We start from the raw sequence: 14,572 nt of genomic DNA, 5'->3' as shown, positions 1-14,572 counted from the left end.
AGCATAGTCAGTATGTTAAGACTGCGTGAAATATGATCTGTGTGACTATATTCTTGATCTTGTTGAACAGCAAGTAGTTGAGTATCTGGAAAATAAAAAACCTCGCATAAGCGAGGCTTTGAATTGGTATACACAAGTGTGGTTAGCGTTTGGCGTTCAAACAGCGTTCATGCGTGACTATCTCGTCTGCAATCAACTGGCCTCGGCTGTTACGCATTTTAATCCGATAACTCAAACCAACCTCTAAGTTAGCTTTGGTGTCGGCATTAGTACAGTATGTGTTGATGCTGTTGTTGATGACCTGCGTGGCAGGCTTTGCACCGAGGGCATCAGCGTTATAAACCATCATAATCTCAACGGTTGAACCATTAGAACTTGCACGCATTATTGAAAGCGGCCCTGCTTCTAGCGGCAACTTAGACGCCAGTAGATTGGCACGAGTATTCGCCAACAGCGTGAGTTGACGCTCTTTCTCGGCTGAAGCAGAAGAGCATCCAGCAACAATCAGCGCGACGGTTAAGATCGAGAGAGTTTTAAACGCAGACGGCATAATTAGAAGACTTTCTTAAATGGTTTAACAATAACCTTTTCGTATACACCCGCTTCGATGTACGGATCGGCATCTGCCCACTCTTGCGCTTGTTGCAAAGAATCAAACTCTGCAATCACGGTGGAACCAGTAAAACCAGCTTCACCAGGGTTGTCAGAATCAATGGCAGGCATTGGCCCTGCCGTTAGCAAACGACCTTCATCTTGCAGTGCCTGCAAACGCTCTAGGTGAGCTGGGCGGACACTAAGGCGTTTTTCTAATGAGTTCTCTACGTCTTGTGAGAAGATGACATACCACATGTACAGATATCCTTATATCGATGATGTAACCGTTGGTGGTTACTCTACCTTAAATACGGGTTTTTTAAAGTATTGATTTGGTGTTATTTCGTCTATGCCATGAACTTATTGTACTGGACGAGGTTTGCCATCTGCGTCAATGGCGACATAGTTAAACGTGGCGTCACAAACCATGAAGCGATCTTCAAGACCGTGCTCTTTTACTGGCTTCACCCACACCTCTAAGTCGATACTCATCGATGTGCGACCAATACGTGTACATTCACCGTAACAGCAAACTACATCTCCAACACGAACAGGTTTCTTAAAAGTGATGCTAGAGACGGACACTGTCACGATTCGACCTGAGGAAATCTCCTTGGCGAGAATCCCTCCAGCAAGGTCAAGTTGAGACATAATCCAACCGCCGAAAATATCGCCATTGGCATTGGTATCGGCTGGCATGGCGAGGGTTCTAAGTAGGAGCTGACCTTTTGGTGTATTAATTTCTTGGCTCATTTTGACATCCACTACAAACGACGCAGCGACCAAAGTGGTCGCTGCAAAAGAGGCATTGTAACAAAACTATTCACTTATTCGCCAGCGCTTGCCTCGTTGTTCTCTTTTGGTAAATGCTTGTAGATATAGAGCCCAGTTACTAGGGTGAACGCAAACGTGGCAGTGAGTAAGCCAAACACCTTGAAGTTTACCCAGATATCCAATGGTAGCTGAAATGCGACGTAGATGTTTAAAGCGGCACAGAAAGAGAAAAAGGCAACCCACGCCCAAGTGACCTTAGCCCAGACAGGTTCAGGAAGAGAAATTTCTTTGCCCAGCATCCCTTTAATCGCAGATTTGCCTAAGAGGTGGCTGACGGCCAGACCGATAGCAAACACCATGTAGACAATGGTCACTTTCCACTTAATGAAATTGTCATCGTGCAAGAAAATTGTCATTCCACCGAATACGGCAACCATCAAGAAGGTGATTAGCTGCATTTTCTCGATTTTCTTATAGATCATATAGGTCAATGCAATTTGAACCGCGGAAGCAATGATCAGCGCCCCTGTTGCGACGTAAATATCAAACAGCTTATACAAAGCGAAAAAGATAATTAGGGGGATGAAGTCGATGAGTTGTTTCATTGGTATGGTCTTTTGTGTAACAAGAAGCCCTCAGTCTAACCAAATCTTTGGTTAAGACAAAGGGCTTAATGGCAAACTCAGATTTCTCTGCTAACAGCAAGGTAGGGAGATTAGGCGATGTAACGCTTGTAATCTTCGAGATAACCTTCGCTACGCAAACTGTCTACCGTAAACTGCAACTCTTCGTCACTCATAGCAAAACAACTGGATTTGCCTGTCATGCCGTTGAGATATTCGTGGTACTCAAGCTCGGTAAAGTGGCCAATACGGTCAACGAGCAGAGTCTTGATTCCGTGATGAATCAGACGATAGTAGGTGTGACGCTGAACTTCCATAACAGTACCTCTTACATCTGCGCAAAGACGAATCTTTGCCGCTTTTACTTCGTTGTACGAAAGGAAGCATAATCGGTGCCACTTGATGTTCAAATTAATCACAACAAGATGATTGGTGCGGTTGGCCGTTAATTGTTAACAGAGATGGATACCACTGCTGAAAACTCACTCGCGGTACGGTTTCAGATAAGCAAAATGCGAGTCGAATTGAGAGCAGAATTGCCAATTGTTTGACAGGCGCATCTGCTCTCTTGATATACAGCGGCTACGAGTGAACCTCTTGTCCTAGAGTCGACTTCAGAATGGTATCGAGTGCGTCTTTGGTTGTTGGTTTTGATAGGCGTCCATCCATAAGCTCGCTCATCCTTTGCACATCTTTTTCTCCGGATTCACCAGAAAGAGCAATGATAGGGATAGCTGGATATGACTGACGTATAATGCTCGCCGCTTCAAAACCATCCATAACTGGCATCTGAATATCCATAAACACCAGATCAATGGGATTGCTTTGGATGATCTCGATTGCGACTTTACCGTTGTTGGCAAGCACAACACCATAGCCAAGCTGCTCCAAATAGAGCTTAACGAGTGTCCGCTGAATCTCTTTGTCATCGACGACCAAAATCATATGTGATGACTTAGTAACAAAACCTAGCTCACCTTTTGCCACTTCAGGATTAATTGGTGGGGCAAAATCGATCGCCGTTGGTGCGATAGGTGAAGTCTTTATTTCATCAAGTCGTACGCTAGAAGAAGGGAAGGTCAGAGTAAATTCTGTAAACTCACCAGGTATAGAATGACAACTTATGCCACCCCCAAAGGAAGTCATGACGCGTTGACAGTAGCCTAAACCTAGCCCACTACCACCACTCTTATTGTGGCTGAAAAAGTCATCGAAAATGCGTGAGAGTAAAACCTGAGGAATACCAGGGCCAGAGTCTCGGAAGATGACATGATTTTCATACAGGCCGACTTCAGTACGGATTTCGATCCTGCTTTTTGGGTACGAATCAAAATAGTAGATAGCGTTGCGTAATAGGTTGAACAGGACAAAATTAAACAGGGTATCGTTGATCTTAACGACAAAGTCATTCTCAAGGTTCAGCTCTATACGATTAAATTCATCTTCGCTCTCAAAGCCATATTGATTGATCGCACTATGAATGGCGTTACGAATAGAGGTCGCTTCCGAAGGCTCTTGATCGAGAGATGAGCTATTCACCTCTCGCAGAATGATGTCAATCAGTTGTCTGCCACGACGAATCGCTTGCTTGCCACTATGAACATGACGAAACAGATCATTCTGGTCTTTGATGTTATTCAGTTTGCTTTCCAGAGATTCAAACTCATATTGTACTTGGGCGAGAGGATTTCTCATCTCATGGGCAATAGAGTTAGCAAGAGCCTGTGACTGTCTAACTTTACGCTCATAGTTTATGTGCACTTGAACTTTTTTCAGTACCCTCTCCAGCGCTCGCAACTCTTCGAATGAGAAATTAACGCCACCTTGTTTATGACTTGAGACTAAAACGTGAGAGAGTTTGTTCTTACCTTCGTAAATCGGCAAGACTAGTGCTGAATCCATCTGATTCATATTGGTATGCAAATTGGAAAGCTCGGCGTCACTGGTTTGCTCAATTGCGTCTTCCAACTCGTCGATCACCAAAGGTGTCGAATGATTTTCAAAGTACGTGCGATAGAGACTTGCCCCTTGATAGTCATCGAGTAATTTCAGCTTGTCACTTGGCACTCCAAGATAGCTCGCCAATGCTTCGATCGCTTTCGATGGTGAGTTTTGGAACTCTTCTTCTAAATAGGCAATTTTATCTGTAGGGGGCGTAGATGAACCGTACAGGACGAAGCTGAGACAACTTCTCATTACTTGAGATGCGTATGGCCATGATATACCTATAGTGATCAGCAAAGTAATTACCGTAGCGGTGCTGAGATAGTCGAGGGGCTTAAACAGCGCGATAACTCCGGTGTAAGCCGCAGCAGTAAGCAATAGAGAGCAAGCAACCAAACACAGGTAGCGAAAACTGTAAAAGCGAGAGGCCAGTATCGCATAGCCCATAAATAGCATTTCACTGACTGACAATGCGGGTGGCAGCCAAGTTAAGGAGAAGTCATTAAAGAAGTAAGTGAAACCCAACTGTATGACCGCGGTAGAGGCCATGAAAATCGTCATACCGAGGATCATGTAGTTAATCCGAGTACGACGGATGCGGTTACTCGATTGCTTGATGGATAAAAGATTGGCAAACGTAAGAGCAAACAGCAGAGTCAAACCAATGAAGAATGGTTGAGTATAATCGCCAAATTCAAGTACAAATCGGCTTGGCCCCTCAATCGTCACACTTAAGATAGTCAACCCAGGAATAAGGTTTACCACAGTACACATCACAATGATTGTGATGGCAAAAGCGAGCTGCCACAGACTGGTATGGCTGTCAGTGTAATGTGCTCTCAGTTTTGCGGAGAAAAAGTAGGCAGAGCCAAAGGCCAGCAGCGCTGACAAGTTAGCAATAACGGCCATTGTAATGGCACTTTTTGCTCCCCAATCGGGCAACAAGCCAGTATGAAAATAGGCGTTGCTGCAAATCCAGACAAACAAGCCCAATGTGTAGGACACATAGTAGAGATACTGCTTGATGCTAGAAAAGCCATGTTTTTTTGCCAGCGTTGAACAGAAATAGCCTGCCCAGACAAAAACCAGCAGTGCCGTTAGTATTAACACCACTGCCTTTGGATAAAGTAGATGAGTGGTTAAGTAACTAAGCATAGTGAGGTTTGTGTCCATGATTTCGATATTTTTTTAACTGACTGATGGTGAGTTTTTTGTAGCTTTTATAGCTCGCTCTCGCTAGCTCTTGATTGAGTGGTTGGATAAACCACAGTCCTTTATAGGTGGCAAACTCTGAACTAGAAACGTGGCTCGTACTGAGCTGACTGAACACCGTTTCGCCTAAGCTCAAATAGTACTGAATCATTAGAGGTTGCTCAATCACAACAAATGCAATTTTATAACGTAGTGAGAACAACTGTTCCATTAAGCGCTTCTGAGCCAAATAGAGATAGAAAATCATCTGTGATTGATTACCGCTAACGGTAAGACGGATGATTTCACAACACTGTTGGTGTGACACGATTTTCTGCCACAACGAGTTTTCAAAATGGGCGGATGAATGCCTTGGAATGTCTTGATTGTCTAACAAACCGTGGTCCGAAAGTTGGTCGACAGTTTTTTTTGTTGCAAGCAAGTGCCAGCTATCGGTTTGAAAAAATGGGGAAAAGTAGAGCCACTGTTCAGCGTGTGTATGGTGATTTATTTTGGCGCTGGCGACGATCAGTGCGGTATCTGAATCTGCTACTTGAGTAGCCAGAATGAAATGCGTCCCGTAGGTTGATTGGTTGATCTCATAAAGCATTTCATACCATTTGTGTTGCCAGACAAAGGTCGAAAGGTTGATCAATACAATGGCATCGGGCAGTGTAAGAGCGTGTTGGCAGTGCAAGGTATAATAGTGTTTACTGTGATGCTCGATACCGTCGATCACACTGTCAAAATAGTCCGCTTCGCTGAGAGAGAGACTACCTTGGCTCTGGTCAAGAGCAGAGTCATTTAGCGAATGGTAGCCTTTTTTGAGTTTCCAAATTTTATATCCGCACCAAGCCTGTGCCCAGTCATCAAACAGAAAAAGTGCATCTTGCTCAATTTGATGCCACTCTTTTGTACCAATACTCAGTGGGTGCTTAAGCTCTGCGTAATAAAATGGAGACATCAGCTTTGCTGCGATGTTTTTGTTCTTCAATGTCGGATCACATTCGCAGACTAGACGTAGGCGTTCATTCAGGATTTGTTGGAAAAACAGGTCACTGTTATCGCCAAATAATCGATCTATTTGCGTAAATAAAGCGCATGCGTCGTCCGCGACTCCTGATGAGGCAGGAGCTGGGGTGTTTGTGTTAGCCATAGACGTTTGTCGTATATTTTTGTTTTTAGATGGCTAGTATTAATACAGATGAATATGTGTGCAACCAAATTGGTATAAATAATTCATATTTAACATGATAATTAATCAAATCGGTGATGTTGAGCACATAAGTATTAGGCTAAATAGAAAGCTAATGAGGCTGAACAGGCTCAGTTAAAACACCCTATAACGCGGCATATTGTATGGTAACAAGGCTCATTCTCTAGACTTGTAGGACTTTAAGACCGATTACACCATTTTTCTTATCCACATCAATGCTTTATTTGCAATAATAATTTCATTTAGAGGATTGTACTGACTAAAATGTCAATATTGAGTTAATGTACTGAAGTAAAAGATAATTTTGCCGAGCTATTTACTGTTAATTCTGTTGATGATGGAGACTATGTCGTTGTTTTTTACGGTTAAACTCTGTTCATTGAAGAAAAAAGTTGGCGTAAATCATGAGCTTGGCATACACTTTCCAAGGTAAAGCCGATAGGTTGTTGATTGGCTTGGTTAAAAGTTTTGGCGCTGCCTTTGGGTGGCAATGTTTAACACAGCTTTGAGGAAAGTTTTATGGCGCTCACAAAGGCCGATTTGGCTGAGAACCTGTTTGAAAAGCTTGGATACAGTAAACGGGATGCCAAGGAAACGGTTGAGGCGTTTTTCGAAGAAATTCGTAAGGCACTCGAAAGTGGCGAGCAGGTAAAACTGTCTGGATTTGGTAATTTTGATCTTCGTGACAAGAATGAACGTCCAGGTCGAAACCCAAAGACAGGTGAAGACATTCCTATCAGTGCTCGTCGCGTAGTAACCTTCCGCCCAGGGCAGAAATTAAAAGCCCGCGTTGAAAATATTAAGGTTGATGACTAAGCCTCTGATAAGTTTCGGATTATCCTGCTTGATAGGTTAGGCATTGAGCGTATGATTACACGCTCCTAGGTCTCAATAACAAAACACCCCAGCCAAGGCTAGGGTGTTTTTGTTTGTGCGCTAAGTCTAGTCACGTTTCCAAAGAGCGTGGCAAAACTTGTGTTCAGGATCACGACTAATCAAAAGTCGTGCAAAAACATCATCAAGCACATCGTCTTCTTCGTTTACGAGACCAATACGCACTTCAGCATAAACTTCTTTGTCGACGTCAAAGCCAACATGCTCTGCCCAGTCATCACCTGTTTCAACTAACTCCGCAGCACCACGGTCATCAAATTGCGCGGTGAATAGGATCACATCAGCTGGCTCAAGATTATCAGGGGCCATTTCCAAGAAGATGTCGTAAGCGGTATCAATCGCGTCGTCGTAAGACATTAATTCAGCCATGACTATGCGCGGCTCATGTATTTACGTTCAGTCGTGTTGATCACGATGCGGTCGCCAGTAGCAATGTACTCTGGTACTTGAACAGTAAGACCTGTAGAAAAACGAGCAGGTTTAGTACGAGCAGAAGCTGATGCGCCTTTGATAGACGGGTCTGTTTCTTCGATAACGAGCTCTACTGATGCTGGAAGTTCCAGACCAACCGCATTGCCATTAACAAGAATGATATGTAGACCTTGGATCTCTTCAGTTACAAATAGCAACTCGTCCTCAATCTCTTCTTTCTTGAATGTGTATTGAGTGTAGTCTTCGTTATCCATAAAGATGTATTCATCGCCATCTACGTATGAGAAAGAAGAAGCACGTTTGAACATGTCGACAGTTTCTAGAACGTCATCTGATTTGTAGCGTTCGTCAACGCGAGCACCTGTTGTTAGGTCTGTACAGCGCAGTTTGTAGATTTTTGCGCCGCCACGACCACCAGGAGTGGTTACTTCGATGTCTTTAATTAACAATGTTTTACCATTAGATTCGATAGCAAAACCTTTTTTAAGCTCACTTGCCTTTGGCATGAACAATATTCCTTAGTATGTTAGGTAGTGGCAGCATTATATACTGACCCTGTTAAGGAAGGAATATCTTGATTCATCCATCGTGGTGAGCGAACATTAAGGCATTGAGTTCGATTATTTTGTTATCAATCAAATGCATTTATCCACTATTGACCCAAAACAAGCCTTTCAGCCTAAATATCAACCCGCCATTGATGATTTGGTGAGCTTTTTAACCAGTGGGCTAGGGGATAACCTTCACAGCGTCTACTTGTATGGTAGTGTGGCGCGTAAAACCGCCAAACCAAATCAATCGAATATCGATGTGGTTGTGGTGACTCACCGTGGATTCTCCGATCTCAGAACAACCCTATTTAACTCAATCAAATGGCGCTTTCAGAAAACTCATCCCCATATTACCGAAATTTCATTTAAAACCGCACTGGCACAAGATGTTGCAAGTCTTGACAGTATTTTCTCGTGGGGATTCTTATTACGCCACTGTTCGGTGTGTGTGTATGGTGAAGATTTATCTGAGTGTTTTGGTGATTACGAACCTAGCTGGGAGATTGCCAAACACTGGAATATGGACGTAGAAGATTGGGTAGCCGTATATCGTAACCGTATTGCTCGAGCGGATAAGCCAGAAGAACAGGTCAAAGCACAGAGAATCATCGCGAAAAAGTTATTGCGAGCAAGCTATTCTTTGGTGATGTACAAAGACAAGCAGTGGTTCGACGATCCGATTGAATGTGGTCAGCAGTTTTTACGTTATTATCCTGACAAACAGGTCGAGATTGAAAGATTGGGTATTCTGTTGTCAGGAAGGTTGATTGCGAAGCGCTCCGTCATTGGCATTCTTGATGGTTTTGGTGACTGGCTAGCAAAGCAGTATAAAAAGACCGAGTTTAGAATCGGCTAAAGAGATATCGAGAAAAGCCTTCTTATCCGTTTAATTGTGCTAGCTTTTATATGTATGGACATATTGAGGTTAGCATGTACCAAGGAACGGATAACCGCCAATTAAATGGTGTTTCTAATCACTCTCTTTATCACCGATTTGTTATCCCTTCTTTGCAGGCCATTAGAGAGGGAATGGTTTGGCTTATTCCCTGTTTAATGCTGTCATCTTTTGCGCTTTTCTTTGCCAGTATTGGTGAGTTTATATTAGAAGGGCGCAATGTTTGGATATCCCAACTGTACGATTTGCATGATGCTATCGCTCGGTTTTTTCCATTCTTAATGACGGCCACCATCTCCTATGTTTTAGCAATGCAGTGGCGTTTGCCAAGACCGCCAATCGCACTTTTGATGATTACATTGCTATTAATCATTGAGCAGACCATTCCCGATAGCAAAGTACTGCTCACCTTCCACATAATCTTAGCGATTCTAACGCCGTTGTACGCGGTTCCGTTGTTAGCTTATTTACTCCGCTTTGAGATATTCAAACTGACAAGAACTGAGTCGGCAGGACAGATTGTCAAAGAATCGTTGAATATGGTGATTCCTGCTTTCATCACGGCTTTGTTGGTGGTGGTCATTAACTACATTCTTGTGCTCGGTCTATCGGCGGTTGCTTACTCTTCGGTGTTGACGACGGACTATGCCAACGAGCCAACCACCTTTGGTGTACTCTTCGCGACACTCAATTCGATATTGTGGTTTTTAGGTATTCATGGGTACTACGCATTACTTCCATTAGTTGATTTGCTAGAAGAAGCGAGCAACCTGAACTATTCCACTGTACTGGCAGGAGGCGACGCTCATTATTTGATGAATTTGTCTTTTATGGGCGCGTTTGTGTTTATTGGTGGGAGTGGGGCAACATTGTCGCTGGTGATTGCGTTGTTGCTGTGTTCCAAACAACATGGCTTTAAGCTGATTGCGTTAGCGAGTATTCCAATCGGCTTGCTCAATATCAATGAGATCTTATTGTTCGGTCTGCCGATTATTTTCAACCCTAGGTTATTTGTGCCGTTTCTCTTGGCGCCAGTGACCAACGTTGTCGTCAGCATGGCTGCCGTATCGAGTGGATTGGTGATGACGCCCTCAGTCTCTGTGCCGTTTAATAGCCCAATATTGTTAAATGCCTGGATGGCGACACAAGGTGATTGGGCGGCGGTTGTGCTTCAGCTCGTCAATATCGCCATTGGTGTCGTGATATATCTTCCGACGGTTAGGGCACTAAATCAGAGTGTAAGCGAGAAGAAAATATCGTTGCCTGTATTTGATACCTTTTATGCTCGGCGTCAAGAAGAAGCGCGTACGTTAATGGATGACCCCATTATGCAGGCTGTCGATAGGGAAAAAGGCACCATTTTTATTGAACATCAGCTTGAACAACTGAGTTCGCGCGACTTCTGTATCGAGTATCAGCCACAAGTGACGCGTGATGGCGAGATGACAGTTGGCTGTGAAGCGCTCATTCGTTCAATCGATAAAGATGGCAAACTCCAATATCCGAACTCTTTCATTCCGTGGCTGGAAAAGGCCAATTTGATGAAAGATGTCGATCTCTGGGTTTTTAAGCAGGTGATTAAAGATATCCGGCGGATGCAGAAATCGGGTCTATTCATTCCTGTCAGTGTAAACATTACTCCTCAAACATTAGTTGACCCGAGTTACATTGATGAATTAGAGAAAATCATTCAGCACCATGCACAGTATATCCATATTGAAATTACAGAAGAGTCATTACTTGAGGATGAACATGCACTGGTTGTTGCGTTTAACCGCCTACATAACCTGGGCGCGAAGATCCACATCGATGATTTTGGAACTGGCTTTTCGTCTCTAAGCTATCTCAATAAATTTGAGGTCGACTATCTAAAGATCGATCGCTCATTTGTACTGGCACTGAGTACTCTAAAAGGCAAAAAAGTATTCGGCAGCATTTTGTCGATTGCGAAGCAATTGGATCTAAAGGTGATTGTCGAAGGCGTCGAGACCAAAGAGCAGCTCGACCATATTTGGCGTGACTCTGATATATCTGTGCAGGGTTGGTACTACGCTAAATCACTGCCTTTAGACAAATTCATCGATTATGCTTCAAAATAGCCCAAGTTGAGGTTCACTGAGTGAGCTAAAGTCTATACCAATAAAGGGCAATATCGCTTCGCCAACAGGTTTAAGCTGTTTATCGATATAGTGTTGGTAATCGATCGGATTTTTTTGATACTCCTTGGGTTCAGGTCCTGCGAGTGTAATGACGTACTCAATTTGCCCTTTGTTCTGGTATTGCAAAGGTCTACCAAGCTGGGCATTAATCTCATCTGCCATTCTGGCGGCTCTTACCTGAGGCGGAACGTTTTTCTGATACTCATGCAGCCTTCGTCTCAAGCGCTTTTGATAGGTCAGTTTGTCATCGAACTTTCCGGCTTTGGTTTGCTCAACAAATTCACGGACATAGTCACTTGGGTTTTCGCCATGAAAAATCATCGAGTATAAGGTCTGCTGAAACTCTTGCGCGAGTGGCGTCCAGTCGGTTCGAGCGCTCTCTAAGCCTTTAAAAATGATCCGTTCACTGTCGCCTTCTCCAATCAGCCCTGCGTAGCGTTTCTTCGATCCCGTCTCCTGTCCCCGGATGGTTGGCATTAAGAATTTCTTGTAATGAGTTTCGTACTCCAGTTCTAGCATTGAATCGAGCTGATACTCTTGCGCTAAATGTGTCGTCCACCACTGGTTGATATAGTTGACCAGTTCGAACCCAATCTCATCCGCTTGTTGCTGGCTGAACTGGCCGTTTAAGGAGACGAAGGTTGAATCCGTATCACCGTAGATGACCTGATAACCTTTATCTTCGATAAGCTTTTTGGTTTGTTTCATGATCTCATGACCACGCATAGTGATGCTCGAAGCAAGGCGAGTATCAAAGAAGCGGCAGCCTGAAGAACCCAATACACCATAGAAAGAGTTCATGATGATCTTTATAGCTTGGGAGAACGCCTTTTCGTTGTTCTTTTTTGCGACATCACGGGCGGCCCAGAGATTTTCGATCATCTCTGGTAGAAAGTGTCGAGTGCGGTGAAACTGGCCACCACGAAATCCTGGCACTGCTTGAGTAGCTTTGCGTCCGACTTCGAGTTGAAGACCTTCAATCAGTCCTATTGGATCGATCAAGAAGCTACGAATAATCGATGGGTAAAGACTTTTGAAGTCGAGCACCAACACAGAGTCATACAAGTTTGGAATCGAATCCATGACGTATCCGCCAGGACTCGCCAGCCAGTTCTCAGGCTGAAGATTAGGTGCAACATAGCCAGCTCGGTGAATTTGCGGCAAGTAAAGGTTAGTAAAGGCGGCGACCGAACCGCCCACTCGGTCGAGTTCGACGCCAGTGAGCCTAGAGCGTTCGATGGCAAACTCGAGTAGATGCGTGTGAGCAAATATCTTGTTGACCAGGACACAATCCTGCAAGTTGTATTTCGCTAATGATGGCTTGTCACGACGGAACATTTGATTGATTTCATCCATTCGGTCATGAACATTATGGATCTGCTTTCCCTCCCCAAGCAGCTCTTGCGATACCGATTCTAGTGACCAGCGACGGAAATGGTAGGTCGCAGTTTTGAGCGTATCGATGCCATCCATAATGACGCGTCCGGGAACAGAGACGAAGGCTTGCTGGGTGGTATTGGAGGTTCGAAAAAAACTCGCTTGACGACCACGGCCTATCATCAATTTGACTTGATTCCATTCTGCCCGTTTGTGTAATAGTCGAAAATCGAAGTCAATAACATTCCAGCCAATGACCACATCTGGGTCATACTTTTGGAACCAGCTAACGAGAGCGTTTAGCAGTGCTTTCTCATCTTTCACCCACTCAATAGGGGTGTCGGCGGGCTGCTTATCGCCAATCATGATCACACGGCTATCCATCGGACTATCAAGTCCAATGGAATAGAGAATGCCTTTTTCAGAACACTCTATATCGAGGGAGACGACTTTCAGATCGGGCGTGTAGTCCCCCTGACGACACTTGACTGATGTGTATCGTCGGCTTTGAGGGTCCAGTTGCTCAATACCGCTAAACTCAACCCCGCCTTTAATAAAACGTTCCATCAAATAACGGTCAGCCAAACGAATATCGTCTTCGAGTACCGTAACATCTGCCAGTTGTAATGCTCGGCTAAGCTGTTGAGAGTGCTTGATAGTCGTGGTGTAACAAGCGGCGAGTGGCTCCAGATCAAAACTGGTCAATTCCAGTGGACGCCACTCTGCGTAAAGATTCTCTTGTTTAGCGATAGACTTGCATTGTTCTAACTGACTCTGTGCAACAAAGAAAACGGGCTTCTCACCTCGAATGATGAGTTGAGAGGGGCCTTGAGGCGTTGATAGCCACAGCTCGATTTGAGTTTGGCCACTGACATCACGTGCCTGCCGAGTGAGTAAGAAACCGTTATGAATCATTGTGCGTAATAGGGTGGTTAAATTGAAGCGAGATCAAGACCGTAGGGCTAGAGTATCACATGCAGAAAAAGTTAAATACAAAGGTAAGAAATAGACCCAATATCTAAGGCGAAATTGGTAGAAAAATAACCAATAAACTGACCTAAGCGATTGATTAATAGATTAATAACAATTTAAGTATCAGATCTGAAAATTACTACTTGCTAAAGTTTGCGTTTAAGCACATATTCAGAGTAAGCAAAATTTTAATTTTAAGTTAGACTAGGCAGCAATGCTGTAATCCACACTATGTGGGTGCAGAGCCAAGTAAAAAGTGTGGAGATACAAGTTTGATAAATGTTTTCCTTGTAGATGATCACGAGCTGGTTCGCACAGGGATACGACGTATTATTGAAGACGTCCGTGGGATGAACGTAGCAGGGGAAGCTGACAGCGGTGAAGAAGCAGTAAAATGGTGTCGAAGCAACCATGCTGACGTCATTTTGATGGATATGAATATGCCTGGTATCGGTGGTCTTGAGGCTACCAAGAAGATCCTGCGATTTAATCCTGATGTGAAAATCATCGTTTTAACTGTTCATACGGAAAATCCGTTTCCAACTAAAGTGATGCAAGCAGGAGCCGCAGGCTACCTGACTAAAGGCGCTGGCCCTGATGAAATGGTCAACGCAATTCGTATGGTTAATAGTGGACAACGCTATATATCACCAGAGATTGCTCAACAAATGGCTCTTAGCCAATTTTCTCCGGCATCGGAAAACCCATTTGCTGATTTGTCTGAGCGTGAACTGCAAATCATGATGATGATTACTAAAGGGCAAAAAGTCACTGACATATCTGAGCAGTTGAATCTTAGTCCTAAGACAGTAAACAGTTACCGTTATCGCTTGTTTAACAAGCTTGATATTAGCGGTGATGTTGAGTTGACTCACTTAGCAATTCGACACGGAATGATTGATACCGAGACACTATAAGGTGCCAATACCATCAGTGATTTTAATCTTCAG

14 protein-coding genes are annotated in these 14,572 nt (G+C 43.9%); 4 read left to right on the top strand and 10 right to left on the bottom strand.

Going from position 1 to position 14,572, the window contains the following annotated elements:
• Window positions 1-142: 142 nt before the first annotated feature.
• From ACQEXP_RS01560 to ACQEXP_RS01530, 7 genes are all read right to left on the bottom strand, one after another.
• Window positions 143-550, bottom strand: coding sequence for a GspS/AspS pilotin family protein (locus ACQEXP_RS01560; RefSeq protein WP_426967717.1), 408 nt, complete (start codon window positions 548-550; stop codon window positions 143-145).
• A gap of 2 nt (window positions 551-552) precedes the next feature.
• A complete protein-coding gene (locus ACQEXP_RS01555) occupies window positions 553-849 on the bottom strand; it encodes a YciI family protein (protein WP_004746701.1) in 297 nt (98 codons plus the stop codon).
• A 105-nt stretch (window positions 850-954) separates the two neighbouring features.
• Window positions 955-1,347 carry an acyl-CoA thioester hydrolase YciA gene (gene yciA, locus ACQEXP_RS01550; protein ID WP_269377338.1) on the bottom strand — a complete coding sequence of 131 codons (393 nt, stop codon included), beginning with the start codon at window positions 1,345-1,347 and terminating at the stop codon, window positions 955-957.
• Between the two features lie 74 nt (window positions 1,348-1,421).
• Complete coding sequence (locus tag ACQEXP_RS01545; RefSeq protein WP_426967715.1) at window positions 1,422-1,973, bottom strand: septation protein A; 552 nt, start codon at window positions 1,971-1,973, stop codon at window positions 1,422-1,424.
• 110 nt (window positions 1,974-2,083) lie between these two features.
• Complete coding sequence (locus tag ACQEXP_RS01540) at window positions 2,084-2,308, bottom strand: hypothetical protein (RefSeq protein WP_138970393.1); 225 nt, start codon at window positions 2,306-2,308, stop codon at window positions 2,084-2,086.
• A gap of 265 nt (window positions 2,309-2,573) precedes the next feature.
• Complete coding sequence (locus ACQEXP_RS01535; RefSeq protein ID WP_426968030.1) at window positions 2,574-5,090, bottom strand: response regulator; 2,517 nt, start codon at window positions 5,088-5,090, stop codon at window positions 2,574-2,576.
• Window positions 5,083-6,282, bottom strand: coding sequence for an acyl-homoserine-lactone synthase (locus ACQEXP_RS01530; RefSeq protein ID WP_426967713.1), 1,200 nt, complete (start codon window positions 6,280-6,282; stop codon window positions 5,083-5,085). Before ACQEXP_RS01530 ends, ACQEXP_RS01535 begins: the two co-directional genes overlap by 8 nt.
• A 579-nt stretch (window positions 6,283-6,861) precedes the next feature.
• Here ACQEXP_RS01530 and ihfA point away from each other — a divergent pair.
• Window positions 6,862-7,158 (top strand): integration host factor subunit alpha, encoded by a 297-nt coding sequence (gene ihfA, locus ACQEXP_RS01525; RefSeq protein ID WP_006879539.1) that lies wholly within the window; start codon window positions 6,862-6,864, stop codon window positions 7,156-7,158.
• A gap of 126 nt (window positions 7,159-7,284) precedes the next feature.
• On the opposite strand, the gene ACQEXP_RS01520 is transcribed toward ihfA, so the two are convergent.
• Entirely contained in the window at window positions 7,285-7,605 is a 321-nt protein-coding gene (locus ACQEXP_RS01520; RefSeq protein WP_138970360.1) for an HI1450 family dsDNA-mimic protein, read from the bottom strand.
• Between the two features lie 2 nt (window positions 7,606-7,607).
• On the bottom strand, window positions 7,608-8,174 hold the full coding sequence (yeiP, locus tag ACQEXP_RS01515) for an elongation factor P-like protein YeiP (RefSeq protein ID WP_138970361.1): 567 nt from the start codon (window positions 8,172-8,174) through the stop codon (window positions 7,608-7,610).
• A gap of 133 nt (window positions 8,175-8,307) precedes the next feature.
• Here yeiP and ACQEXP_RS01510 point away from each other — a divergent pair, with 133 nt between their 5' ends.
• Both ACQEXP_RS01510 and ACQEXP_RS01505 read left to right on the top strand, forming a co-directional pair.
• The gene (locus ACQEXP_RS01510) at window positions 8,308-9,075 is read left to right on the top strand and encodes a nucleotidyltransferase domain-containing protein (protein WP_426967711.1); all 768 of its coding nucleotides are present in this window, start codon (window positions 8,308-8,310) and stop codon (window positions 9,073-9,075) included.
• A 74-nt stretch (window positions 9,076-9,149) separates the two neighbouring features.
• Complete coding sequence (locus tag ACQEXP_RS01505; RefSeq protein ID WP_426967709.1) at window positions 9,150-11,213, top strand: PTS sugar transporter subunit IIC/EAL domain-containing protein; 2,064 nt, start codon at window positions 9,150-9,152, stop codon at window positions 11,211-11,213.
• Here ACQEXP_RS01505 and ACQEXP_RS01500 read toward each other — a convergent pair.
• Window positions 11,205-13,565, bottom strand: coding sequence for a DNA polymerase II (locus ACQEXP_RS01500; protein WP_426967707.1), 2,361 nt, complete (start codon window positions 13,563-13,565; stop codon window positions 11,205-11,207). The genes ACQEXP_RS01505 and ACQEXP_RS01500 overlap by 9 nt on opposite strands.
• Window positions 13,566-13,894: 329 nt before the next feature.
• On the opposite strand from ACQEXP_RS01500, the gene uvrY reads away from it, so the two are divergent.
• A complete protein-coding gene (uvrY, locus tag ACQEXP_RS01495) occupies window positions 13,895-14,539 on the top strand; it encodes a UvrY/SirA/GacA family response regulator transcription factor (protein WP_138970365.1) in 645 nt (214 codons plus the stop codon).
• Window positions 14,540-14,572 lie beyond the last annotated feature (33 nt).

This window comes from Vibrio sp. TRT 1302, from assembly GCF_050113875.1.
Taxonomy (GTDB): Bacteria; Pseudomonadota; Gammaproteobacteria; order Enterobacterales; family Vibrionaceae; genus Vibrio.
The sequence above is the reverse complement of the archived record's forward strand: the minus strand, read 5'-3'. Positions and strand labels throughout refer to the sequence as shown.